The sequence below is a fragment of the Citrobacter sp. RHBSTW-00017 genome, from assembly GCF_013797615.1.
GTDB lineage: Bacteria > Pseudomonadota > Gammaproteobacteria > Enterobacterales > Enterobacteriaceae > Citrobacter > Citrobacter braakii.
Genome location: NZ_CP056899.1, coordinates 471,782 through 497,137 on the forward strand (window position 1 = coordinate 471,782; position 25,356 = coordinate 497,137).

A 25,356-nucleotide genomic window follows, 5' to 3' on the forward strand; every position below is an offset into this window, starting at 1 on the left:
TCTATTCCTTAAAAAACCGAACGCTCGTTATTAACCGGGTAACGCAGGTAATGACTCCAACTTACTGATAGTGTTTTATGTTCAGATAATGCCCGATGACTTTGTCATGCAGCTCCACCGATTTTGAGAACGACAGTGACTTCCTGCCCAGCCTTGCCAGATGCTGCCTCAGATTCAGGTTATGCCGCTCAATGCGCTGCGTATATCGCTTGCTGATAACGTGCAGTTCTCCCTTCAGGCGTGATTCATAAAGCGGCCAGCCATCCGTCATCCATACCACGACCTCAAAGGCCGACAGCAGGCCAAGAAGACGCTCCAGCGTGGCCAACGTGCGTTCACCGAATACGTGCGCCACAACCGTCCTCCGTATCCTGTCATACGCGTAAAACAACCAGCGCTGGCGTGATTTAGCGCCGACGTAACCCCACTGTTCGTCCATTTCCGCGCAAACAATGACGTCACTGCCCGGTTGTATGCGTGAGTTTACCGACTGCGGCCTGAGTTTTTTAAGTGTCGTAAAATCGTGTTGAGGCCAACGCCCATAATGCGTGCACTGGCGCGACATCCGACGCCATTCATGGCCATATCAATAATTTTCTGGTGTGTACCGGGCTGAGAGGCGGTGTAAGTGAACTGTAGCTGCCATGTTTTACGGCAGTGAGAGCAGAGATAGCGCTGATGTCCGGCAGTGCTTTTACCGTTACGCACCACGCCTTCAGTAGCTGAACAGGAGGGACAGCTGATAGAAACAGAAGCCACTGGAGCACCTCAAAAACACCATCATACACTAAATCAGTAAGTTGGCACCATTACCGGTAACGCAGAGGCGATAACGCGCACAAGTGAAAATAATGGTTGGCTATCCTACAAATTATTAGCTTGCGATGTAAGCAATACTTATTTATGGGCGCGATACACGGCACGTAAAAACAAAAAAGGATTTATCTTCGGTTGTTTCATTATGGTTTTAATAGTAATGCAATGATGCGCATAAACACATATTGAAATAAGTATTTGGTTGGTGAATATATTGGTGGTTGTTATTTGTTTTGTTTATTCGTGTGCAATATCCATAATTAACTGTTTTAGAACTCGTCTAAATAAACGCTAAGTGATACATTTGTTCCGTTTAGCAAATATTACATAAGAAAGTTAATCATTCTCTACCTTACCTCAGACAGTCGAAACCATGGCCAGAAAAACGAAAGCTGATGCCCTCAAAACACGACAGCACCTGATAGAAACAGCGATTATGCAGTTTGCCGTGCGTGGTGTTAGCAATACGACGTTAAACGACATTGCGGATGCCGCCAGCGTGACCCGGGGGGCGCTCTATTGGCATTTTGAAAATAAGACGCAATTGTTCAATGCGCTATGGTTACAACAACCTCCATTACGCGATCTTATTCAGGATAAGCTTATTGGTCGTTGGGGTGATAATCCTTTACAGCGGCTGCGTGAAAAGTTTGTGGTGGGATTGCAATATATTGCACAGAATCCTCGCCAGCAGGCATTAATGCAAATTTTATATCATAAATGTGAATTTCATAACGATATGATATCAGAACAGACCATTCGCGATAAAATAGGTCTCAGTCATCAAAGCATTCGTGATTCACTGCAAAAGTGCGTGGATGAAAATCTGATTGCCACCAGTCTGGATTTAGATGTCATCATCATTATTCTGCACGGTAGCTTTAGCGGAATAATAAAAAACTGGTTAATGAATCCAGTGAGTTATGATTTGTATGGGCAAGCGCCAGTATTAGTTGATAACGTATTAAAAATGTTAAGCCCAGACGGCTGTGTAATGCAATTAATGCAGAGTGAAAATCAGCCAGGATAGTTTTAGCCGCCAGGGCCTGACGGCTGTCGACGTATTTTTCGTCGTGCTATTCGAGGTCGACGCAGTTGACCAGCTTGAGGGGGTTTACAGAATTCATATTCCGGCACTTATCGTGCTCCGTTGTCATCAGCTCTATCCACTGAATGAGCAGCGCATCAAAGAGAAAAACGAAGACCGCAAAAACAACCAGCCACCAATACTTGCGAATCATTACCAAACCCTGTGTATTCATGCCCAAGCGTGCAGGGAATATACACGAAATCTGCAAGCTGAAAAGCAGACTTACAATGCCTTTACTTTGCTGAAAGATCGCCGCTCTTTGCTGTTAATCGACTCTTTTTAGACAGATTTTTTGTCTTCCGCTTTTTCACCTTTGCAAGTTCATTCTCTGAAAAATGCGAACCAATGCTCATTCTTCTGAGCCCCATTTTTACGTACTCGGCATTGATTTCAATCCCGACAAACTTGCGACCTAATTCCACGGCAGTGGCACCGGTAGTGAAGCTACCGGCAAACGGATCCAGCACGCTGTCATCTGGACTGGAGGAAGCCAGAATGATGCGTTCAAGGAGGGCTTTGGGTTTTTGAGTCGGGTGATTTTCGTATTCGTCCATCAGATAACGAACGCGTGGAAACTCCCAGACATTGCCTGGTACTTTTTTCTGGTTGTAAGGTTGGGGCGGGTTCTTTCTGTAGTCTATCAGTGCACGTTTAGCGCCCGTTTTGGCTTCAACCAAAATATCATCACGATTAAACGTGTAGTTTTTCTGATCTTTTACCATCATCAGAAGCGGTTCATACATCGAACCAAAGTGATTTTTGGCCTGCACCCCGGAGCTGTCGTATGACCACACGATACGGCTCTTGATGGTAAAGAGCTGGCGGCATTTGAGATCGATGTACGGCATGTTCTCCGTACTGTTCATGATGTACATGGTGCCGTGTGATTTGAGAATGCGATGGCACTCGTCAATGCACTCAAACAGCCATGCCAAAAATGCCTCTTCGTCCCAGGATTCCACCATTCCGTCAAAGTCTTTACCGATGTTATAAGGTGGGTCGGCGAAAATGAGATCGACGCTTTCTGACGGCAGCTTTTTCAGTTCGGTCAGAGCATCACCCAGGATTATCTTTTTAGATTCATCGCCAAAATAGACAGGTTCACATCTTGCGTTCATCGCCAAAGCCTCCCGTGTGACGTTAATAAAAAAGGCGCTTCCCCATGCCGAGTAGCGCCTTTTAAAACAAACATTTCGCTGATTAGTATCAGTTCATGCCGTATGAACCAACTATTAATCCTATCTATAATTAGATCGTTTTGCTTTTTATATAAATTGCATTAACTATCATGCAGTTAATGTTGAGAACTTTATTATTCTGTAGCGTTAGATTTTGCCTTGTGCTAATAATTTCCGGGTTCATTACAGGAGTTTTATTGCTATGGCGCTTACTGACGCGGCATTACGTCGCATGCTGAAAGGGCATGATGAAAAGAAGCCGATCAAGATGGCAGACGGCAAAGGGCTAACCGCACTTTGTCGCCCGTCAGGGTCGGTCATGTTCATCTATCGATACGAAACTAAGATCGACGGGAAGTTTAAAGAGCGCGTAGTGACGCTGGGTGAGTACACAGGAAAACCAGGCGGCCTAACATTGGCTCAGGCCAGAGAACGGGCTGGAGAGTGCAAGGGCTGGCGGCGAGACGGATTTGACCCAGCAATCAAAATGAGGTCATGGCGCGAGGCCAACACAAATCAGATAACCGTTCGGGGCATGCTTGAGTTCTGGCTTGAGGATTATGCAAAAAACAACCGCGCCAACCACGAGAAGCACAGGCAGCAACTGTCAAAATGGATATATCCCGCAATAGGTGACTTACCACTAATGGACTGCAAGCGCGAGCACTGGCTGACAGCGTTTGCCGAATACAAACGCTCTGCGCCGGTTGCGTGCGGAGGTTGCCTCCAGATGTGCAAACAGGCCGTAAGGCATTATCGAATTATGAAGAACATCCAATATCACGAACTGGATGATCTTACCGCCTCTGTCGTGGGAGAGAAACAGCAAGCGAGAAAGCGGGTGCTGTGCAGGGAGGAACTGGCGGACGTTTATCGATGGTCAGGACTGGAGTCAACCAATGATTACTACGCAAACCTTGTAAGCCTGCTTTTGATGTTTCCGGCGAGGACTCAGGAGGTCAGAAAATCTCATGTATCTGAATGGAATCTAAGTCAACGGATTTGGAAAGTTCCGCCTGGACATTCGAAGAACGGTAACGAGATCGAAAGGGCGATACCTGAATACGCGGTTCCGTTTGTTGAACGACTGATTAACAGCGCGAAAGGCAATGGCAGTGATTACCTACTGGGGGAACTTAAGCGCCCGGAAGCGGTTAGCCAGTATGGACGCGGCATATGCGACAGGCTGGGCCACACGGAGAAATGGACTATTCATGACCTGCGCCGCTCCATTGCAACAACCATGACCCGATTGGGCGTTCATCCGCACATTATTGAGATACTGCTGGGCCATGCGCTGGATGATACCCGCAAGGCTTACATTCATGATCCGCGACTGAAAGAACAGGAAGAGGCGCTTAATTTGTGGTGGGGAGCGCTGGATAAAACCGCTTAAAGGATGCGTTCATATTTAATTACCCTTTTTGGTGGGTGTAATCCTCTACCGGATTAAAGGCCCACGCAAAACCATCCACCCGTCATATTGGGTGTGGCTGAGGAGATTGTGTCAACCACAACTACATGTTTTTGCTTGCTTTATTGTGGTTGACATTATTATTTTAATTTGCTATGTGGCGGCCAACCTGCGACAATACAGTCTCAAACAACATAGGGTGATAAACATGAGCAAAAAGTTACCGGTCGCGCCGCTGCTGAAAATCGATGAAGTATGCGAAATCATCAATCGTCATCGCTCACGCCTTCATGTCTGGGTGCGAGAGGGGTCTTTCCCGCAACCAGTGCGACGCAATGGCCGGGCGATCGGATTCAGAAGGGGGGATGTCGAAGAGTGGTTGAGCCGTAAGTAAAGGGGGGGCTATGTCGATAATCGCTGAGATTCAAACGGCAGCATCGGGTAAGTGGCCTGCCGTGTTACGTGCTTTAGGCGTCGACGTGCCGGAAAAGCAGGCGCACATCCCTTGTCCCGTATGTGGCGGCAAAGACCGGTTTCACTTTAAACACGACGATGTAGGTTCGAGTTACTGCCGGGGGTGCGGAAAGTGGAGGGATGGGGTTCAGCTAGCTCGAGATTGTGGGGCCTCTGTTTCTCAGATAGCCAGTGCCGCTGGAATAAACACAACGCGCCACGCGCCGCTAGGCAGGCAAAAGGACAGCTTGCCACCACACACAACTGCGTTACTGGCTGGGAAGCAGAAATTAAGGGAGCAGGGTTCAGAATGGATAAAAGTGTGGCTGGACTGTCAGGAGGCAGCAATTTTATGGCACGAATATGAAAAAAACGGCAGGCCCTTTGAGGAGAGCCGCCGTCTTTATGGACTACATCGACAACTTTAATTCTTTGCCGTGGTGCTACCAACACCACGGTCTTAACACAAGGCCTAAAACCATATGTCAGAGAATACTGTAACTCACCTACCGCTCAAGTCAACCATGAAAGAACCGGTGTCCGGTGCGCCAGCACAGGCGGCTAATTATGATTCTATGCCGCTGGCAAAGATGCAACCGGGTGAACGAATTGAGGCGTTTATGCAATCCGCTGGACGGTATTCGTTACACCGTGATAGCGATGCTCTGTATCAATACGACGGGTCAATTTGGAGGCTAAAACCAGATAGCCACATCAGAAGCGAACTTGCCGCCTTTTACGCGTCGCGCGGGTTCAAGCCGGGGGCTGGCGTGTTTGATAATGACCTGAACACACTAAAGCTCTACTCTTCATTTGGTGACAGCCCGGCGATGGGCGAACCAGCTGCGAATGTCATCGCTTTCGACAATGGCGTCTACGACGTGAAGTCAGGTCAGTTTTCCGGTCACTTACCTAGCAACTGGTTGCGCTCCCATAACGGCGTCCACTATCACCCTGCGGAGGCTGGCGAGTCACTGGAGCAGAACGCCCAGAATTTCAACCAATGGCTTAATCATGCCTCTGGTGAGGATGGTGCCAAACGCAATGCGATTCTTGCTGCTTTGTATATGGTGCTAGCCAAACGTTATGACTGGCAAATGTTCTTCGAAGTAACTGGGCCGGGCGGGGGCGGTAAGTCGATATTTATGAATCTCTGCAAGTTACTGGCAGGTGAAGAAAGCACGGCGTCAACAACGCTAAAGGATCTCTGTAATCCGATGATGCTGACACATCTTGTCGATGCTAGCCTGGTACTAATGCCAGATCAGCCCAAATACCACGGGGATAGCTCCACGCTAAAGGCTATGACAGGCGGCGACGCCGTACTAATCAACCCTAAGCATCGACTTCCTTACTCCGCTGTAATTCGTGCTGTGGTGATCGTGGCGACTAATGAACCGGCTGTATTCAATGAGCATAACGGTGGTATTAGCCGTCGCCGCGTGCTTCTACAGTTCAAGAATGTTGTTTCTGATCAAGATACTACTTTTATGGATAAGCTCATGCCTGAACTGCCTGTAATCATTCGCTACCTGCTGGGCATGGATGCGGCTGATGCCCAAAATGCGCTAAGAAAACAGCGTGACTCTATGGATGCGTTCGAGGCTAAAGCCGATTCAAGCTCGCTTTATGGGTTCGCTGCGCACCTTGAGTTACTGCCAGAAGCACACGGTATGCTTATGGGTAATCGACCGCTCACAACTAACGATGAGCGCCCGCGTGAATATCTGTATCACGCGTATTTGTGCTTTATGATGGTTAACGGATATGAGAGGCCAATGAGCCGCCCGGCATTTGCTAAGAGTCTGCCTTCCGTGATGAAAGAAAAAGGATGGAAGGTTGAGTCTTTGCGAGGGAAGGCCGGAAATAAATATAACCTTACCCTGGCTGCTTCGGCTGACGAATGGCTGCCTTAACTGAAGGGTGAATAAGTTTTAGTTAACATTGAGTTTACACGAGCACTTCGGTGCTCTTTTTTTGTACTGCTGAAAATTTCAAAAGGTAGTTTTTTTCAAAATCTTCTACACTACTACACCTTTTTAATTTTATTTGTTATTTATCATTCGTTTAACTGGTGTAGTAGTTCAATTAACTACTACACCACTACTACACTCCTACACCTTGATCCGAAAACTACTACACCACTACTACACCACTACTACACCACTACTACACCACTACTACACCACTTAAAGTATTGTATTTAAATAATAAGATATTAAAAGGTGTAGTAGTGTAGGAGATTTTATAAAAAAGTTTTTTTTGAAATTCCACGTCAAAACCCGGCTACGCCGCGCTAGGCAGGGAAAGTGGTTTTAATGACATATATTTAACAATCGCATTCCCATTCGGAACCAGCGGGCCGGAATGATCCTGATACAGGCGTTCAGCATGGAGTGAGAATCAACGTTTTTTGATGCCCTACTGACCCCAGATTAACCTTTGGTCGGTAGCGGGATGTCGCCATCGTGTTGGCTTTTGATATGTTACTGACATCAGATTAATCGTCGCTCGATAGAGGAAGCCTTCGTTTTGGTCAGGGTAATGTCAGGGTGATGCTTACATTTTATGACTATTTTGGTTAGCAATAGTTAGCAGCCTACTCAAGTCAAAACTTCTCAAAGTTAATTCCTAAAACGAAAAAGCCCCCACATTTCTGTAGGGGCCGTTTCGTCATTCTGCGCTTGATGGTCGGAAGGATGGCCGACAAATATATACTATCTCTTTATGTACTCATGAACCAGTACGATAGTACAATAAGCCGTCAATTCTTCAAAATGATGGTGATAGCGATGAACGAAGTAGATTCAATTCTGGCCGAGCAGAAAAGAGCCGCAGAACAACGCCGCTTGGCTAATGAGAAGAAGCGCCATCCATCCGGCCTGTACGCTGCGGGTGATGGGTGGTATGTGAAGCAAATCGAAGAGCTTCACTCCCCGCTGGGTCTCAGTAAGGTGGTTCTGGTAAGCCCTGATGATGTTTGTGTGAGATATCAGCGCCAATATGGCAAAGCACTCACCACTGACAAATTGAAGGAATGGAGCAGGGACGGGAACTTCCCGTTGCCGCGCTCTATTAATGGGGTTATCGGTTGGGAATCGAATGTTGTGACCAATGGCCTGAATGAACTGAGCAAAGCAGCCGGTCGCGGCTTTACCTGTATCACTCGAGGATTCGCACGATGAGCAAAGAATCTGTAATCGCGGCATTGAGAAAGGCGCGTGAAGCGCGTGAAGGCAATATCTTTGGCGGTACTGGTCAGGCCGAATTTAACAAAGATTTTTACGCTGGCCGCGTCACCAAAACAGATGGGGTCAGCAAAACCGACAGTAACGAGCCGATGAACCAAAAGGCATTTAATGCCCGGTTCTATGCGGGGAAATCATGACTGAGGCATATGCGCTCTGTGTGATGCTGTACTGCTACCTGATGCTTATCTGCCAGTAACCTTCCCTCACTGCCAAGCGCCGCCGAAAGGCGGTTTCTTTTGACCTGATGGAGCCTGTCATGCTGAATGTGAACCGCTTGCCCAACAGCACCCGCCTACAGATTGCCGCCGCTATTGCTGAAGAGGTTTACGCGCTGGATCTTGATGAAGAGGCGCTAATACATGAGCTACGACGGTATGGCTTTACCCAGGCATGGGCTGAGGCGGCGACTTATCGCTTTATGACGACAGCATTTGAAATCGCAGATCCACGGCGCGAACGTAAAACAAAAATGCCAGCGCCCACCTCTCACCCCGAATGGGTTTTTGTTGATAACATGCTGGTAAGGGCCGAGTAATGATGTGTGTCTTTTGATGTGGTCAAAAAATAGGCAATAAATAAACCCGGGTTTTATTCCGGGTTTATATCTTACAAATATGACTTAACTCATTGATATATAGAAATCAATTAGTTCATGCCGTATTTTTTCAGTTTTTTACGCAGCGTACCACGGTTGATGCCCATCATCAGGGCAGCACGGGTCTGGTTACCGCGGGTGTATTGCATCACCATGTCCAACAGGGGCTGTTCTACTTCAGCCAGTACCAGCTCATAGAGATCGTTAACATCCTGACCATTCAATTGAGCAAAATAGTTCTTCAGTGCCTGTTTAACCGAGTCACGCAGGGGCTTTTGAGTTACCTGATCCTGAGAGTTAACGGTAGAAACGGTCAGTACGTCAGAATTTACGCGTTGTTCGAACATAGTTCTGTCAGCTCTTTATTTCTGTTTACGCAAAATTTTCGAAGTATGCCTCCAACGCCGCCAGCTGTTCGCTGGAATCTTCAATGGCGTTGAATGTGCGCCGAAACTGGTCATCCGGAGCGTGTTCCTGGAGATACCAGGATACGTGTTTACGCGCAATTCGGTACCCTTTTGCCTGACCATAAAAGTCGTGCAGTTCCCGAACGTGCGCACAAAGCAAGCGCTTCACCTCTGCCAGAGGCAGCGGGGGCAGCAGCTCCCCAGTGTCCAGATAATGCTGGATTTCCCGAAAGATCCAGGGTCTTCCCTGAGCTGCACGTCCTATCATCAGGGCATCCGCCCCCGTATAGTCGAGTACAGCTCTGGCTTTATGCGGGTCAGTAATGTCGCCATTCGCGATAATCGGAATGGAAACTTTCTGCTTAACTGCCCGAATACTGTCGTACTCAGCATCTCCATTGAACAAACAGGCGCGGGTGCGTCCATGAATGGTCAGAGCCTGAATGCCACAGTCTTCAGCCAGTTGGGCAATCTCTACGCAGTTACGGTGTTCCGGAGCCCAGCCGGTGCGAATCTTGAGTGTGACAGGAACGTCCACTGCATTGACGACCTCGGTTAGTATTGATTTCACTAGATCCGGGTACTGCAAGAGGGCTGAACCTGCGAGCTTGCGATTCACTTTTTTAGCCGGACACCCCATATTGATATCAATAATCTGGGCGCCGCTTTCCACGTTAATACGTGCGGCATCGGCCATCTCAACAGGGTCGCTACCGGCAATTTGCACCGTGCGAATTCCTGGCTCATCAACGTGCACCATCCGTAAACGAGACTTGTCACTTTCCCAAACCTGCGGGTTAGAAGACATCATCTCGGATACCGTCAATCCTGCTCCCATCTCATAGCACAGCGTCCTGAATGGTCTGTCAGTGATGCCAGCCATAGGTGCTGCGATCAGGCGATTTCTGAGCTGGTATTGTCCGATGCGCATGAGTTAAGAAATGACCATACTGTGACTGCAAGGCGGCGTATATTACGCATTTTTCGCACGAGATGAAAGGCCAAACTTTGACCAATCCACTGAGGTGGATCAATGAATTGCTGGTTAAGTACACAGTTTCAAATTAAAATCTTTAATAATCAGTTTGATACGTGGTTGTGCTAATTTTTCATCCGTTTATAAATTCCGAAAACTTCTCTTTTTTTATTACGGCCAGCCTCAGGTTATCAGGATAAAAAGCTGTTTTTGTGAGCAAATAGTGGCTTTGTAATGCGATCTCGCTCTCATTTCCGCAAATCCATTTGCGAAAAAAAGAGCGATTATTGCGTTACCAACGGTAACGAGAGGGGATTATTTTTTCTGACCGGTAATGCGGCACCACTCTTCTTTCTCGATAACCGGATCGAGCGTAAAGAGTTCGGCATAGGCCTCACAGACGCTTTCCGCCTGGCTGGCAAGAATGCCAGAAAGCCCCAGTAAACCGCCCTCAACGGGCAGTACGCTGATTAACGGTGCCAGTTCACGTAATGGGCCTGCGAGGATGTTTGCGACCACCACGTCGGCTTTCATCGCCTCTGGCTGGTCTTTCGGCAGATAAAGCTCCAGACGCTCAGAAACGCCATTACGCTGGGCGTTATCACGGCTGGCCTGAATTGCTTGCGGATCGATGTCTACGCCGATGGCTTTTGCGGCACCCAGCTTCAGTGCCGCAATGGCAAGAATGCCGGAGCCGCAGCCGAAGTCGATAACCGTTTTGCCGTTAAGATCGAGACCGTCCAGCCATTGCAGGCATAGGGAGGTGGTGGGGTGAGTGCCGGTACCAAACGCCAGACCTGGGTCCAGCATCACGTTGACGGCATTCTCATCCGGGACATCGCGCCAGCTTGGGCAAATCCACAAACGTTCACCAAAGCGCATCGGGTGGAAGTTATCCATCCATTCGCGTTCCCAGTCTTTGTCTTCGAGCTGTTCGATTTTATGCGCGAAGCCTGCACCCAGCAGCGGATGCTGCTCCAGGATGGCAACCACTTCTTTCATGTCGGTTTCTGCATCGAACAAGCCGATAACGTCGGTATCTCCCCACAGGCGAGTCTCGCCCGGCAGAGGCTCAAATACCGGCGTATCATGCGTGTCCTGGAAAGTAATGGAAACGGAGCCCGCTTCCATCAGCGCATCGCTCAACTCTTCAGCGTTGGCACCGGTCGTGTTCAGTTTCAGTTGGATCCATGGCATGGCAAAACTCTTTTATTTATCAGTAGTCAATATGGCGGCTTGCGGGACGGCAGAACCGAAACGGTTGCCGATCAGGAAAGCCAGCAAGCTTATCAGTAACGAGGGCACAATCGGGTGGAAACCCAGGTACTGAATGTTAAATGTAGCGAGTACGGCATAAAGAACGCCGCCGATAATCATCGCGCTCAAAGCGCCCGCCGCGTTTGCCCGCTCCCAGTACAGGCCCAGTACCAGCGGCCACAGGAAGACAGCTTCCAGCCCGCCAAACGCCAGCAGGTTAAGCCAGATAATCATTTCTGGCGGTTTCCAGGCGGCCAGTAGCAGTAACGCGCCGAGCAACAGGGTAATCACTGCCGACATGCGCTTCAGCCGGGTTTCGTTTTTCAGCTGTTCCGGACGCAGGTTCAGGTACAGATCCTTAATGATCGTAGCGGAACTTTGCAGCAATTGGGCATTGATCGTCGACATGATCGCGGCCATGGGGGCCGCGAGGAAGATCCCAGCAGCTACCGGCGGCAACACTTTGACCATTAGCGTAGGGATAACCAGATCCGGCACTGTCAGATCAGGGATCACCGCACGCCCCAACGCACCCGCCAGATGCATACCAAACATCAGGATTGCCACTACGATGGTGCCGATGATAATGCCGCGGTGTACAGCTTTGCTGTCTTTATAAGAGATGCAGCGTACTGCTGTATGCGGCAGCCCAATTACGCCAAAGCACACCAGTACCCAGAATGAGGTCATGAACGTGGGTGACAGAATGTCATCCGCGCCTTGCGGCGAGACCAGTTTAGGGTCGATAGTTTGCAGGGTTACCACCGCATTGCTGAGGCCACCGGCAGCATGAACGACGCCGACCAGCAGAACAATAGTACCAATCAGCATCACCATACCCTGCATGGTGTCGTTCAGTACGCTGGCGCGAAAACCGCCGAACGCCGTATACAATGCGATACTGACGCCAAAAATAAGCAGACCGGTTTCGTAAGGTATACCTGCAGCGGTTTCAAGCAAACGTGCGCCGCCAATAAACTGTACGGTCATTGCTCCGACAAACGCGACCAGCAGGCTAAGGCTTGCCAGCCACACAAGCAGGCGACTCTGGTAGCGGGCAAACAGCATATCGTTGAGGGTAACGGCATTATAACGGCGCGCCAGAATCGCGAATTTCTTACCAAGAATCCCCAGAGAAAGCCAAACGGCGGGCAACTGGATCATCGCCAGCAGCACCCATCCCAGCCCGTATTTGTAAGCGGCGCCAGGACCGCCAATAAACGAGCTGGCGCTAATGTAGGTTGCCGTTAGCGTCATGGCTAATACGACCCCGCCCATCGAGCGGCTGCCGAGGAAATATTCATTCAGGAAAGTGCCGGTCGATCTCTTACGCATGGCGTAAACGGAAAGACCGAAGACCACCAACAGATAGGCGACCAGCGGCAAAATAACTTCAAGCTGCATCGTCATCCTCCAACGGAATGTCGCGATAGATAAACTTCACCATCGCCCAGCACAGCACGATGAAAACCAGCGGCGTTAGCAGGCAGGCCATTTCGAACCAGTGTGGTAAGCCGGTAAAACCGAGCGTGGAATCTGGTAAGTAAGCGGCCACTAACCATGTGGCAAGATATAAAAGGGTCAGCCACAGCGCCCAGCGCGCCTCTTTATGGGCCTGAACAAAACGAGCGTCCATTTTTTGTCCCTTGTGGATAAAGAAAGCGGGGATTGTACCTTATGGCACGTGCGGGAGGGGAGAAAAACAAAAGGCCGGAATTTCCGGCCTTTTCAGTTAACGCACGCTTACTTTTCCTGAAGTCCGAGTTTTTTCTCCAGATAGTGGATATTGGTTCCACCGTGCTGGAAATGCTCGTCATTCATGATGCGGATCTGCAGATCAACGTTGGTTTTGATACCGTCGATGATCAGTTCCTGCAACGCGTTTTTCATACGGGCGATTGCTACGTCGCGGTTTTCGCCATAGCAGATCAGCTTACCGATCATTGAGTCATAGTACGGAGGTACGGTGTAGCCTGCGTAAATATGAGACTCCCAGCGCACACCAAAGCCACCCGGCGCGTGGAAACGCGTGATTTTACCCGGGCTTGGCAGGAAGGTGTTCGGGTCTTCGGCGTTGATACGGCATTCTACCGCATGGCCTTTAACCACAACTTCATCCTGCTTGATGGACAGCGGTTGTCCCGCAGCGATGCGCAGCTGCTCTTTGATCAGGTCAACGCCGGTGATCATTTCGGTTACCGGGTGTTCAACCTGAATACGGGTGTTCATTTCAATGAAGTAGAACTCGCCGTTTTCGAACAGGAACTCGAAAGTACCTGCCCCGCGATAGCCGATATCAACGCACGCTTTGGCGCAACGCTCGCCGATGTAGCGACGCAGTTCCGGAGTAATGCCCGGTGCTGGTGCTTCTTCGACGACTTTCTGGTGACGACGCTGCATGGAGCAGTCACGTTCTGCCAGATAAATCGCGTTACCCTGACCGTCTGCCAGCACCTGAATTTCGATGTGGCGTGGGTTTTCCAGGTACTTCTCCATGTAAACCATGTCGTTGTTGAAAGCCGCTTTCGCTTCCGCTTTGGTCATGGAGATGGATTGTGCCAGTTCGGCATCGCTGCGCACGACGCGCATACCGCGACCGCCGCCGCCGCCGGAGGCTTTGATAATAACTGGATAACCGATGCGCTTCGCATGAGCGCGGTTAGCGTCCATGTCGTCGCCCAGCGGGCCGTCAGAGCCTGGGACTGTTGGTACGCCAGCTTTCTTCATCGCGGTAATTGCGGACACTTTGTCGCCCATCAGGCGGATGGTGTCGGCTTTCGGGCCGATGAAGATAAAGCCGGAACGTTCTACCTGTTCAGCAAAGTTGGCATTCTCAGAGAGGAAGCCATAGCCCGGGTGAATTGCCACTGCGCCGGTGATTTCAGCAGCGCTAATGATAGCCGGGATGTTCAGATAGCTTTTTACGGACGGAGCCGGGCCAATACAGACCGTCTCATCCGCCAGCAATACGTGTTTTAAATCGCGATCCGCGCTTGAATGCACAGCGACAGTCTTGATGCCCAGCTCTTTACAGGCACGCAGAATACGCAGGGCGATCTCACCGCGGTTGGCGATAACAATTTTATCCAACATGTTCGCCTCGTTATTCGATGACGACCAGCGGCTCGTCAAATTCTACCGGTTGACCGCTTTCTACCAGAATCGCTTTCACTACGCCGGATTTGTCGGCTTCGATCTGGTTCATCATTTTCATGGCTTCAACGATGCACAGGGTATCGCCCGCATTCACTTTCTGGCCGATTTCGATGAACGCTTTCGCATCTGGGCTCGGGGTGCGGTAGAACGTACCAACCATTGGGGAGCGTACGATGTGACCACTGATTTCCGCTGCTGCCGGAGCTTCCATACTTGGAGAGGCAGTTTGTGCGACAGCGTTAGACAGAGCTGGCTGCTGCATCACTGGTGCAGCATAAGCCTGTTGCATCATTGGAAAACTTGCAGCTGGCGCCGCACGGCTGATGCGTACAGACTCTTCGCCTTCAGAAATTTCCAGTTCGGAGATGCCTGATTCTTCAACCAGCTCGATCAGTTTTTTAATCTTACGAATATCCATGAGTGGGTTCCGTACTCTTTGTTTAGTGAGATTGTGACAAGCGTTTTACCGCCGTCTGTATAGCATTTTTATAACAGTGAGTGACAAGATGCCACGCATCTCAGGCATTGCACTGGGTGCGGTTGCCATTAAGTGAGATTGCCAGACTTGTTAGTCATTGTGCGGCTATCTTCTGCCATTTTCGGGTAAAAGACAAAATATACCTTCAACATGCGAATGTCACCCTTTCAGCGCTCTAAAAACGCTACCGGGGATAGCAAAGTCGCACATTATAACTATTTCGTAGCAATTGGCAGCTAAATACTGGTCTTATCAGGGAAGATAATCAACCGTTAACATGTAAAGAAAATCGGATCGTCCACATTTTGTAACGCACTGCACATAACGTGAAACTACCGCCACCACTGGCGAAACTTCTTGTAACGGCAGGCTAACAACACCACAGCGAGTGCTGCATAAATAATCGGTTGAGGGGAGATAATTTTTACCGACCACAGATAATGTATGGGTGCCAGGATCGCCACAAGATAGACGAAGTTGTGCAAATACTGCCAATTTTTGCCCAGTTTTCGCTGAGCCGACTGGGTGGAGGTTAACGTGAGGGCGAATAATATGCCCCAACTGGTAATGCCCAGCATCAAATAAGGTCGCGTGATTAATTCCCGTCCTAACAGCGCCAGATTATGAATGCCCAGTTCCAGGAGTGCGTAGCTGGTTAAATGCAACGTTGCCCAGGCGAAACACCATAGCCCTAACAGGCGCCGTGTGCGTATCAATAATGGCTGTTTAGCGTAGCGCGCAAGGGGAGAGACCAGCAAGGTCGCCAGCAAGAATTTCAGAGCTGTCCTACCGGTAAAGTGCTGGATATCTTTGACCGGGTCTGCGCTCAGACCACCGTGATTCACCGCCCAAAATAGCCAGACAAACGGTAAAAAACCGGCAAGATGCAGGCAAACTTTCAGTCCGGTAATGTGCTTTGCAGTCAGGCGCACTTAAAAATTCTCCTGCAGATTAAGACCACGGTACAGCGAAGCGACCTCGTCGGCGTAACCATTAAACAGCAGCGTGGGTTGGCGCTGAACGTCCAGAATACCGCCTGCGCCAATAAAACGCTCAGTGGCCTGGGACCAGCGCGGGTGATCGACATGCGGATTTACGTTGGCATAAAATCCATATTCATTGGGGGCGGCCAGGTTCCAGGTTGTCGGGGGGCGTTCGCGAGTTAGTTTAATACTCACGATCGACTTAATACCTTTAAATCCGTATTTCCACGGCACAATTAAGCGAATGGGCGCGCCATTTTGTGGAGGAAGAGCTTTTCCATAAACCCCCACGGTAAGCAGAGTGAGCGGATGCATAGCTTCATCCAGACGCAGTCCTTCAACATAGGGATACTTCAGCCCGCCGCCAATAAAGCGATCTTTTTGTCCGGGCATTTCATCCGGTGCGTAGATCGTTTCGAAGGCGACATATTTTGCGTTGCTGGTGGGTTCAACCTGCGCCAGCAGTTTATGTAACGGAAAACCAATCCATGGCACGACCATTGACCAGGCTTCCACACAGCGCATCCGGTAAATCCGTTCTTCCAGTGGGAAACGGGCGGTCAGCGCATCGTGATCGAGGGTGAGTGGTTTTGCCACCTCACCACTGATTTTTAACGTCCACGGATCGGTTTTCAGACTGCCAGCATTGGCTGCCGGATCCGCTTTATCGAGACCGAACTCATAGAAGTTGTTGTAGCCAGAAACTTTATCCGCCGGCGTTAAAGGAAGCGAATTTTGCCAGGCGGCGGGTTTACTGAAATCAAGCGGCTTACCCGCGGGCGCGGGCGGGCGGTCATTCCCCTTAAACCAGCTAAGAAGGTCAGCCTGTGCAGAGAGGGGGAAAGACAACGCGGCGGCGCTGAACCCTAATGCTTTCAGTACCTGGCGGCGTTGCATAAAAAAAGCCGACTCGTCAGTGACGTCGGCTTCTGTAAATGGACGTAATTTCTTCATAACAGACTCCCGGCTTACGCGTCATAACTGACAGGGGACGCGTAGTTAATATGGCAGGGAGTCTGTAGATATGCCGCGAAATTTCGTTAATTAAGTGTAAATTTCTGCGCCAGAGCTTGTTACTTCACCTTCACCAGCGTACGACCTTGCACCTGGTTATTGATGATGGCATCGGCAAACTTCGGCGCATCCGCCAGCGTAATCTCCGTGGCGGCCTGAGCATAGAAAGATTCCGGTAGATCCTTAACCAGACGCGCCCAGGCTTCTGCCCGGCGTGCCGGCGGGGTCATCACCGAGTCCACCCCTTGCAAACGAACGTTACGCAGAATAAATGGCATCACCGTCGTCGGCAGAGCGAAACCGCCAGCCAGGCCGCAGGCGGCAACGCAGCCACCGTAGTTCATCTGTGCCAGGACTTTTGCCAGAACTTTGTCGCCAACGGTATCAACCGCACCAGCCCACAGCTGTTTTTCCAACGGGCGAGATTCAGCAAATTCATCGCGGCTAAGGATACGGTTAGCGCCCAGGCTCTTCAGGTAGTCGTGAGTGCTTTCGCGACCCGAAACCGCCGCAACCTGATAACCCAGCTTATGCAGTAATGCCACGGCCGTGCTGCCCACGCCGCCGCTGGCGCCGGTGACGACAATCTCACCGTCTTGCGGGCGAATACCTGCATCTTCAAGCGCCATGACGCACAGCATGGCGGTAAAGCCAGCGGTACCGATGACCATGGCTTTACGTCCGTCCAGCCCTTGTGGCAGCGCAACCAGCCAGTCGCCTTTCACGCGTGCGCGTTCGGCCAGTCCACCCCAATGATTTTCACCCACGCCCCAGCCGGTCAGTAAAACTTCCTGACCTGCATGAAAACGGGGATCTTCGCTTGCGCGCACGGTACCGGCGAAATCGATACCAGGAATCATCGGAAAATTGCGAATGATTTTACCCTTGCCGGTGATAGCCAGGGCGTCTTTATAGTTCAGGCTTGACCAGTGGACATCCACCGTCACATCGCCTTCCGGTAGCTGATTTTCGTCGAGGGGTTGAACGGATGAGAGGGTTTTTCCGTCCTGCTGTTCTAAGATCAAAGCCTGCATAACCTGTCCTCAATTCGTATAGTGGATTGGAAAATTATTAATGAAGACTATACTCGCTAATCAAAACATGATGCCGATTCCGCGCAATAAATTGCCAGATATACCTAATTTGGTAGTATGCCCACACTGTTTGTATAAATGGACGGATTTTGCGTTCAGTTTTGCATTTTCGCGCCGCTTTATCACTTTCATGCCTGTTTCATAACTGTCGGAGTTAACACAAGGATGCGATTAACGACGAAATTTTCAGCTTTTGTGACGCTGCTTACAGGGTTAACGATCTTCGTAACTCTGATCGGCTGCTCGCTGAGTTTCTATAACGCGATTCAATATAAGTTCACCACCCGTGTTCAGGCGGTGGCGACGGCGATTGATACGCACCTTGTCTCCCGCGATGTCGTTGCGCTAACCCCGCAAATCGATGAACTGATGGTTTCGGTTGATATCGTGCGCGTCGAACTGCTACAGGGCGAACACGTGGTGTATGACCACTCCCGAACCAGCAGCTACCGCCCGGCGGGGACGAACAATCTGTATCGTGATGTCACCGTCCCGTTGGTCAAACACCCGGGCATGTCGCTGCGTCTGGTTTATCAGGATCCAATGGGCAACTATTTCCATTCGCTGATGACTACCGCGCCGCTCACGTTGGCGATTGCTTTCATTATACTGATGCTCTTTTTGTCTGTGCGCTGGCTTCAGCGTCAGCTTTCAGGTCAAGAGTTGCTGGAGATTCGTTCAACGCGCATTCTTAACGGCGAACGTGGACCGAACGTGCGGGGGACTGTTTATGAATGGCCTGCGCGTACCAGTAGCGCGCTCGATATGCTGCTGACCGAAATTCAAAGTGCCCGCGAGCAACGTAGCCGACTGGATACGCTGATTCGTTCCTATGTGGCGCAGGATACAAAAACCGGGCTAAGCAACCGCCTGTTCTTTGATAACCAACTGGCAACGCTGCTGGAAGATCAGGAAAAAGTGGGATCGCATGGCGTCGTGATGATGGTACGCCTGCCGGACTTTACGCTGCTGCGCGATAGCTGGGGAATTACCCTTGCGGAAGAACAAATTTCAACGCTAATCAATTTGTTGTCGACTTTTATGACGCGCTATCCGGGCGCGTTGCTGGCGCGCTACCACCGTAGCGATTTTGCCATCCTGTTGCCACACCGCACGCTGAAAGAGGCGGAAAGTATTGCCGGGCAATTATTAAAAGCGGTAGATGCGCTTCCGGCTAATAAAATGATCGACCGTGCCGATATGGTTCATATTGGCATTTGTGTTTGCCGCAGCGGTCAGTCGACGGAACAAGTGATGGATCACGCCGAAGCCGCCACGCGGAACTCGGTATTGCAGGGTGGGAACAGCTGGTCGGTCTATGATGACTCACTACCGGAAAAAGGTCGGGGTAACGTACGCTGGCGAACGCTGATCGAACAGATGCTCAGCCGGGGTGGACCAAGAATTTATCAAAAGCCTGCGGTAACCCGTGAAGGTCGGGTGCACCACCGGGAGCTGATGTGCCGTATTTTTGATGGCAGCGAAGAGGTTATTTCGGCGGAATATATGCCGATGGTCCTGCAGTTTGGCCTGGCTGAAGAATATGACCGTCTGCAAATCAGCCGTCTGATCTTACTGTTGGGCTACTGGCCGCAGGAAAACCTGGCGATGCAGACAACGGTTGAATCGCTAATTCGCCCACGTTTTCAGCGCTGGCTACGTGATACGCTGATGCAGTGCGAAAAATCATTACGCAAACGCATAATTATTGAACTTGCAGAGGCAGATGTCTGTCAACATATCAGCCGGTTACAGCCCGTCATCAGATTGATGAATGCGCTGGGGGTGCGAATTGCCGTTACGCAGGCGGGTTTAACGCTGGTGAGCACCAGTTGGATCAAAGAGCTTAACGTTGAGTTATTGAAGCTGCATCCAAGCCTGGTGAGGAATATTGATAAGCGAACCGAAAACCAGCTCCTGGTGCAAAGCCTGGTGGAGGCTTGTTCTGGAACACCAACGCAGGTTTACGCCACGGGCGTTCGTTCGCGTAGCGAGTGGCATACGCTGACGGAACGCGGAGTTGCGGGTGGGCAAGGGGATTTTTTTGCCGCATCACAGCCACTTGACACTAACGTGAAAAAATATTCGCAAAGATACTCGGTTTAACCTGCCGTTTAATTCGTTTTCACGTAGAATAACGCGCGCTGTGCCTTCTGGGGGTGTGCTTGTCTGCTCGCCAGGTTGTAACAGCAAACATGCAGGTGAATGACCTTTGACAGGTTGCAAACAAAAGCGAGGAGTGCTGCTGATTTATTCAGCCCTGATGGACTCAGGCCGATTTTGTAACAAAGGAAACGAACTGCACTAATTTTCACCGTAGCAGATGATTTTTGCGCCTTGTCGCTGCTGCGTGTGGTTGGTAAAGTAAGCGGATTTTGTTTTCCGCCCCAGCTTTCAGGATTATCCCTTAGTATGTTGAAAAAATTTCGTGGCATGTTTTCCAATGACCTGTCCATTGACCTGGGTACCGCGAATACCCTTATTTATGTAAAAGGACAAGGCATCGTATTGAATGAGCCTTCTGTTGTGGCCATTCGTCAGGATCGTGCCGGCTCGCCAAAAAGCGTAGCCGCAGTGGGCCATGACGCGAAGCAGATGCTGGGTCGTACACCGGGCAATATCGCTGCCATTCGCCCAATGAAAGACGGCGTTATCGCTGACTTCTTCGTGACTGAAAAAATGCTCCAGCACTTTATCAAACAAGTGCACAGCAATAGCTTCATGCGCCCAAGCCCGCGCGTACTGGTATGTGTACCGGTTGGAGCAACTCAGGTTGAACGCCGCGCGATCCGTGAATCCGCCCAGGGCGCAGGTGCCCGTGAAGTATTCCTGATCGAAGAGCCGATGGCGGCTGCGATCGGGGCGGGTCTGCCAGTTTCTGAAGCAACCGGTTCTATGGTTGTGGATATCGGTGGTGGTACAACTGAAGTTGCCGTTATCTCCCTGAACGGCGTGGTTTACTCCTCTTCTGTACGTATTGGCGGCGACCGCTTCGACGAAGCCATCATTAATTATGTTCGTCGTAACTACGGTTCTCTGATCGGTGAAGCCACCGCAGAACGTATTAAACACGAAATCGGTTCCGCTTATCCGGGCGACGAAGTGCGCGAGATCGAAGTTCGCGGCCGTAACCTGGCAGAAGGTGTTCCACGCGGCTTTACCCTGAACTCCAACGAGATTCTGGAAGCCCTGCAGGAACCGCTGACCGGTATCGTGAGCGCGGTGATGGTTGCACTGGAACAGTGTCCGCCAGAACTGGCGTCTGACATCTCCGAACGCGGCATGGTACTGACCGGTGGCGGTGCTCTGCTGCGTAACCTTGACCGTTTGTTAATGGAAGAAACCGGTATTCCAGTTGTTGTTGCTGAAGATCCGCTGACCTGCGTGGCGCGCGGTGGCGGCAAGGCGCTGGAAATGATCGATATGCACGGCGGCGACCTGTTCAGCGAAGAGTAATCGGATGCAGGTAGGGTAGCCCGCGGGTTGCCCTTCCGCTCTGATACGAGAATACGCATAGACTATGAAGCCAATTTTTAGCCGTGGCCCGTCGCTACAGATTCGCCTTATTCTGGCGGTGCTGGTGGCGCTCGGCGTTATTATTGCCGACAGCCGCCTGGGTACGTTTAGTCAAATCCGAACGTACATGGATACCGCCGTCAGTCCTTTCTACTTTATCTCAAATGGTCCTCGTGAATTACTCGACGGCGTTTCGCAAACGCTGGCTTCGCGTGACCAACTCGAACTTGAAAATCGGGCGTTGCGTCAGGAACTGCTGCTGAAAAACAGCGAGCTGCTGATGCTGGGGCAATATAAACAGGAGAACGCGCGTTTGCGTGAGCTGCTGGGATCGCCGCTGCGTCAGGACGAACAAAAGATGGTGACGCAGGTCATCTCAACGGTTAATGACCCTTACAGCGATCAGGTGGTGATCGACAAAGGGAGCGTTAACGGGGTCTACGAAGGTCAGCCGGTTATTAGCGACAAAGGCGTTGTGGGTCAGGTCGTAGCGGTGGCTAAACTGACCAGCCGCGTGCTGCTGATTTGCGATGCGACGCATGCTCTGCCCATTCAGGTACTGCGTAACGATATCCGCGTGATCGCTGCCGGTAACGGCTGCACCGACGATCTTCAGCTCGAACACCTGCCGGCCAACACCGACATTCGCGTTGGCGATGTGCTGGTTACCTCGGGTCTGGGGGGGCGTTTCCCTGAAGGCTATCCGGTTGGTGTTGTTTCTTCCGTTAAGCTGGACACTCAGCGCGCTTATACCGTGATTCAGGCACGCCCGACCGCGGGTCTGCAGCGTCTGCGTTATCTGCTGCTGTTGTGGGGCGCCGATCGTAACGGCGCAAATCCGATGACGCCAGAAGAAGTGCACCGCGTTGCCAATGAACGTCTGATGCAAATGATGCCGCAAGTTCTGCCTGCACCAGATGCCATGGGGCCGCCTGCGCCAGTGCCAGCTCCCGCAACAGGCTTGACTCCAGCGCCTGCGGGTACCACGCCGCCACAACCTGCTCCGCGTAAGCCGGGAGGACAGTAAGTGGCAAGCTATCGTAGCCAGGGACGTTGGGTGATTTGGCTCTCGTTCCTTATTGCACTGTTGCTGCAAGTCATGCCTTGGCCGGACGATATTCTGGTTTTCCGGCCAAACTGGGTACTGCTCATCTTGTTGTACTGGATCCTGGCGCTGCCGCATCGCGTAAATGTGGGTACGGGGTTTGTGGTGGGTGCCATACTGGATCTCATCAGCGGCTCCACGCTTGGCGTGCGCGCATTGTCGATGAGTATCATTGCTTATCTGGTCGCGCTGAAATTCCAGCTATTCCGTAACCTCGCGCTCTGGCAACAGGCGCTGGTGGTCATGTTGTTATCACTGGTCGTGGATATTATTGTTTTCTGGGCCGAGTTTTTAGTGATCAATGTCTCTTTCAGACCCGAAGTGTTCTGGAGTAGTGTAGTGAATGGTGTGCTTTGGCCATGGCTATTCTTACTGATGCGTAAAGTCCGTCAGCAGTTTGCGGTGCAATAAGGTTGATATGAATACTCTGTATCTTGCTTCTGGTTCTCCACGTCGTCAGGAGCTGCTCGCTCAGCTTGGTGTTACCTTTGAACGGCTGGTGCCTGGGATTGAAGAACAGCGACACCCGCAGGAGAGCGCGCAGCAGTATGTTTCGCGTCTGGCACGCGAAAAAGCGCAGGCTGGCGTGGCGCTGGCGCAGCGTGATTTGCCTGTATTGGGTGCGGATACCATTGTTATCCTTAATGGCGAAGTGCTGGAAAAACCACACGACGCCGCCCATGCCGCAGTAATGCTGCGCAAACTGTCGGGCAAAACGCATCAGGTCATGACCGCCGTGGCATTGGCCGACCGCCGGCACAGTCTGGACTGTCTGGTGGTGACGGAAGTGACGTTCAGAGCACTAACCGATGAGGACATCGCGGGCTATGTTGCCAGCGGTGAACCAATGGATAAAGCAGGTGCATACGGTATTCAAGGGTTGGGTGGCTGTTTTGTCAGGAAGATCAATGGCAGCTATCACGCCGTAGTCGGCTTACCGCTGGTAGAAACGTATGAGTTGCTGACCAATTTTAACGCACTGCGTGAGAAAAGGGATAAACATGACGGCTGAATTGTTGGTAAACGTAACGCCATCGGAAACTCGGGTGGCTTACATTGATGGCGGTATTCTGCAGGAAATTCATATTGAACGTGAGGCGCGACGCGGAATCGTAGGCAATATCTACAAAGGTCGTGTAAGTCGTGTACTTCCGGGTATGCAGGCGGCTTTTGTAGATATTGGACTGGATAAAGCCGCATTTCTTCACGCTTCAGACATCATGCCGCACACCGAATGCGTGGCGGGTGAAGAACAAAAACAGTTCACCGTGCGCGACATTTCTGAACTGGTGCGCCAGGGCCAGGATCTGATGGTGCAGGTGGTAAAAGATCCGTTGGGTACTAAGGGCGCACGCCTGACGACGGACATCACGCTTCCTTCCCGTTACCTCGTCTTTATGCCGGGTGCTTCGCACGTTGGCGTTTCCCAACGTATCGAAAGCGAAACCGAACGCGAACGCCTGAAAAAAGTGGTGGCGGACTACTGCGATGAACAGGGCGGATTCATCATTCGCACGGCGGCGGAAGGCGTTTGCGAGGAGGATCTGGCCTCGGATGCTGCCTACCTGAAGCGCGTCTGGACTAAAGTCATGGAGCGTAAAAAGCGCCCGCAAACGCGCTACCAGATGTACGGCGAACTGGCGCTGGCGCAGCGCGTGTTGCGTGATTTTGCTGATGCCCAGCTTGACCGGATCCGCGTTGACTCTCGTCTTACTTATGAAGCGTTGCTGGAGTTCACAGCGGAATATATCCCCGAGATGACCAGCAAGCTGGAACATTACAGCGGGCGCCAGCCCATTTTTGATCTCTTTGACGTTGAGAATGAAATCCAGCGCGCGCTGGAACGCAAGGTTGAACTGAAATCCGGCGGCTATCTGATCATCGATCAAACTGAAGCAATGACCACCGTCGATATCAATACCGGAGCGTTTGTTGGGCATCGTAATCTCGACGACACTATCTTTAATACTAATATTGAAGCAACGCAGGCCATTGCTCGTCAGCTGCGTCTGCGTAACCTCGGCGGCATTATCATTATCGATTTTATCGACATGAATAATGAAGATCACCGTCGACGGGTGCTGCACTCTCTGGAACAGGCGCTGAGCAAGGATCGCGTAAAAACCAGCATCAACGGTTTTTCTCAGCTGGGCCTGGTGGAGATGACGCGCAAACGCACGCGTGAAAGTGTGGAGCATGTGTTGTGCAACGAGTGTCCGACCTGTCATGGGCGCGGTACGGTGAAAACCGTGGAAACTGTATGCTATGAAATCATGCGCGAAATCGTGCGGGTACACCATGCATATGACTCCGATCGTTTCCTGGTTTATGCATCTCCGGCAGTGGCTGAAACCCTGAAGGGGGAAGAGTCACATGCGTTGGCGGAAGTGGAAATCTTTGTCGGCAAACAGGTTAAAGTACAAGTCGAACCGCTGTATAACCAGGAGCAGTTCGACGTTGTCATGATGTAATCTGGCCTGGTAAACGCCCAATGGCGATACCTTGCAGGCCGGAGAAGGCGTTCACGCCGCCATCCGGCAAGACGGTTTTGTGAGTCACATTTTTTGGTAGAC

General features: G+C 50.9%; 26 protein-coding genes. 13 read left to right on the top strand and 13 right to left on the bottom strand.

Annotation, left to right across the window (positions count from 1 at the left end; genetic code table 11):
- Positions 1-61 precede the first annotated feature (61 nt).
- Positions 62-759 (bottom strand): IS1 family transposase gene (locus tag HV037_RS02275; protein WP_223274117.1). Its coding sequence is split into 2 segments (ribosomal slippage): positions 62-510 and positions 510-759, totalling 699 coding nucleotides; the frame shifts between segments, so codons are not numbered across the junction.
- A 430-nt stretch (positions 760-1,189) separates the two neighbouring features.
- On the opposite strand from HV037_RS02275, the gene envR reads away from it, so the two are divergent.
- Positions 1,190-1,846: an acrEF/envCD operon transcriptional regulator gene (gene envR, locus HV037_RS02280; RefSeq protein ID WP_016154726.1), complete on the top strand. Its 657-nt coding sequence runs from the start codon at positions 1,190-1,192 to the stop codon at positions 1,844-1,846.
- 46 nt (positions 1,847-1,892) lie between these two features.
- On the opposite strand, the gene HV037_RS02285 is transcribed toward envR, so the two are convergent.
- Both HV037_RS02285 and yhdJ read right to left on the bottom strand, forming a co-directional pair.
- Positions 1,893-2,057 carry a DUF2556 family protein gene (locus HV037_RS02285; RefSeq protein ID WP_003025279.1) on the bottom strand — a complete coding sequence of 55 codons (165 nt, stop codon included), beginning with the start codon at positions 2,055-2,057 and terminating at the stop codon, positions 1,893-1,895.
- An 82-nt stretch (positions 2,058-2,139) separates the two neighbouring features.
- On the bottom strand, positions 2,140-3,024 hold the full coding sequence (gene yhdJ, locus HV037_RS02290; protein WP_016157595.1) for an adenine-specific DNA-methyltransferase: 885 nt from the start codon (positions 3,022-3,024) through the stop codon (positions 2,140-2,142).
- 262 nt (positions 3,025-3,286) lie between these two features.
- Here yhdJ and HV037_RS02295 point away from each other — a divergent pair, with 262 nt between their 5' ends.
- The 6 genes from HV037_RS02295 to HV037_RS02325 all read left to right on the top strand — a co-directional run bounded on the left by HV037_RS02295 (position 3,287) and on the right by HV037_RS02325 (position 8,737).
- Positions 3,287-4,480 (top strand): site-specific integrase, encoded by a 1,194-nt coding sequence (locus HV037_RS02295; protein WP_052138014.1) that lies wholly within the window; start codon positions 3,287-3,289, stop codon positions 4,478-4,480.
- Positions 4,481-4,706: 226 nt separating this feature from the next.
- Positions 4,707-4,892 carry a helix-turn-helix domain-containing protein gene (locus HV037_RS02300; protein WP_181500169.1) on the top strand — a complete coding sequence of 62 codons (186 nt, stop codon included), beginning with the start codon at positions 4,707-4,709 and terminating at the stop codon, positions 4,890-4,892.
- 541 nt (positions 4,893-5,433) lie between these two features.
- Positions 5,434-6,867, top strand: coding sequence for a DUF5906 domain-containing protein (locus HV037_RS02310; protein WP_181500171.1), 1,434 nt, complete (start codon positions 5,434-5,436; stop codon positions 6,865-6,867).
- A gap of 783 nt (positions 6,868-7,650) precedes the next feature.
- A complete protein-coding gene (locus HV037_RS02315) occupies positions 7,651-8,136 on the top strand; it encodes a hypothetical protein (protein WP_244886194.1) in 486 nt (161 codons plus the stop codon).
- Positions 8,133-8,339, top strand: coding sequence for a hypothetical protein (locus tag HV037_RS02320; RefSeq protein ID WP_181500172.1), 207 nt, complete (start codon positions 8,133-8,135; stop codon positions 8,337-8,339). The genes HV037_RS02315 and HV037_RS02320 overlap by 4 nt, the downstream gene beginning before the upstream one ends.
- 119 nt (positions 8,340-8,458) lie before the next feature.
- On the top strand, positions 8,459-8,737 hold the full coding sequence (locus tag HV037_RS02325; RefSeq protein ID WP_181500173.1) for a hypothetical protein: 279 nt from the start codon (positions 8,459-8,461) through the stop codon (positions 8,735-8,737).
- 110 nt (positions 8,738-8,847) lie between these two features.
- On the opposite strand, the gene fis is transcribed toward HV037_RS02325, so the two are convergent.
- The 10 genes from fis to HV037_RS02375 form a co-directional block, all read right to left on the bottom strand.
- Positions 8,848-9,144, bottom strand: coding sequence for a DNA-binding transcriptional regulator Fis (gene fis / locus HV037_RS02330; protein WP_000462905.1), 297 nt, complete (start codon positions 9,142-9,144; stop codon positions 8,848-8,850).
- Positions 9,145-9,169: 25 nt separating this feature from the next.
- A complete protein-coding gene (gene dusB / locus HV037_RS02335) occupies positions 9,170-10,135 on the bottom strand; it encodes a tRNA dihydrouridine synthase DusB (protein ID WP_003025224.1) in 966 nt (321 codons plus the stop codon).
- A gap of 360 nt (positions 10,136-10,495) precedes the next feature.
- Positions 10,496-11,377 (bottom strand): 50S ribosomal protein L11 methyltransferase, encoded by an 882-nt coding sequence (gene prmA, locus HV037_RS02340; protein WP_016154723.1) that lies wholly within the window; start codon positions 11,375-11,377, stop codon positions 10,496-10,498.
- A 12-nt stretch (positions 11,378-11,389) separates the two neighbouring features.
- Positions 11,390-12,841 (bottom strand): sodium/pantothenate symporter, encoded by a 1,452-nt coding sequence (gene panF, locus HV037_RS02345; RefSeq protein ID WP_016157593.1) that lies wholly within the window; start codon positions 12,839-12,841, stop codon positions 11,390-11,392.
- A complete protein-coding gene (locus tag HV037_RS02350; protein ID WP_016154721.1) occupies positions 12,831-13,073 on the bottom strand; it encodes a YhdT family protein in 243 nt (80 codons plus the stop codon). Before HV037_RS02350 ends, panF begins: the two co-directional genes overlap by 11 nt.
- A gap of 107 nt (positions 13,074-13,180) precedes the next feature.
- The gene (gene accC, locus HV037_RS02355) at positions 13,181-14,530 is read right to left on the bottom strand and encodes an acetyl-CoA carboxylase biotin carboxylase subunit (protein ID WP_003828838.1); all 1,350 of its coding nucleotides are present in this window, start codon (positions 14,528-14,530) and stop codon (positions 13,181-13,183) included.
- Positions 14,531-14,540: 10 nt separating this feature from the next.
- On the bottom strand, positions 14,541-15,011 hold the full coding sequence (gene accB, locus HV037_RS02360) for an acetyl-CoA carboxylase biotin carboxyl carrier protein (RefSeq protein ID WP_003025210.1): 471 nt from the start codon (positions 15,009-15,011) through the stop codon (positions 14,541-14,543).
- 392 nt (positions 15,012-15,403) lie between these two features.
- Entirely contained in the window at positions 15,404-16,003 is a 600-nt protein-coding gene (gene msrQ, locus HV037_RS02365; RefSeq protein WP_103284294.1) for a protein-methionine-sulfoxide reductase heme-binding subunit MsrQ, read from the bottom strand.
- Positions 16,004-17,008, bottom strand: coding sequence for a protein-methionine-sulfoxide reductase catalytic subunit MsrP (gene msrP / locus HV037_RS02370; RefSeq protein ID WP_103284293.1), 1,005 nt, complete (start codon positions 17,006-17,008; stop codon positions 16,004-16,006). It lies immediately after the preceding gene.
- Positions 17,009-17,127: 119 nt separating this feature from the next.
- On the bottom strand, positions 17,128-18,102 hold the full coding sequence (locus HV037_RS02375) for an MDR family oxidoreductase (RefSeq protein WP_181545569.1): 975 nt from the start codon (positions 18,100-18,102) through the stop codon (positions 17,128-17,130).
- A 225-nt stretch (positions 18,103-18,327) separates the two neighbouring features.
- On the opposite strand from HV037_RS02375, the gene csrD reads away from it, so the two are divergent.
- The 6 genes from csrD to rng all read left to right on the top strand — a co-directional run bounded on the left by csrD (position 18,328) and on the right by rng (position 25,254).
- On the top strand, positions 18,328-20,268 hold the full coding sequence (gene csrD, locus HV037_RS02380; protein WP_016154717.1) for an RNase E specificity factor CsrD: 1,941 nt from the start codon (positions 18,328-18,330) through the stop codon (positions 20,266-20,268).
- 306 nt (positions 20,269-20,574) lie between these two features.
- A complete protein-coding gene (gene mreB / locus HV037_RS02385; protein ID WP_000913396.1) occupies positions 20,575-21,618 on the top strand; it encodes a rod shape-determining protein MreB in 1,044 nt (347 codons plus the stop codon).
- A 64-nt stretch (positions 21,619-21,682) separates the two neighbouring features.
- Complete coding sequence (gene mreC / locus HV037_RS02390; RefSeq protein ID WP_103284292.1) at positions 21,683-22,705, top strand: rod shape-determining protein MreC; 1,023 nt, start codon at positions 21,683-21,685, stop codon at positions 22,703-22,705.
- Positions 22,706-23,194, top strand: a complete 489-nt coding sequence (gene mreD / locus HV037_RS02395) for a rod shape-determining protein MreD (RefSeq protein WP_003025196.1) — start codon at positions 22,706-22,708, stop codon at positions 23,192-23,194.
- A 7-nt stretch (positions 23,195-23,201) separates the two neighbouring features.
- Positions 23,202-23,795 carry a nucleoside triphosphate pyrophosphatase gene (locus HV037_RS02400; RefSeq protein ID WP_016157589.1) on the top strand — a complete coding sequence of 198 codons (594 nt, stop codon included), beginning with the start codon at positions 23,202-23,204 and terminating at the stop codon, positions 23,793-23,795.
- Positions 23,785-25,254 carry a ribonuclease G gene (gene rng / locus HV037_RS02405; RefSeq protein WP_003828822.1) on the top strand — a complete coding sequence of 490 codons (1,470 nt, stop codon included), beginning with the start codon at positions 23,785-23,787 and terminating at the stop codon, positions 25,252-25,254. The genes HV037_RS02400 and rng overlap by 11 nt, the downstream gene beginning before the upstream one ends.
- The last annotated feature ends 102 nt before the right edge of the window (positions 25,255-25,356 follow it).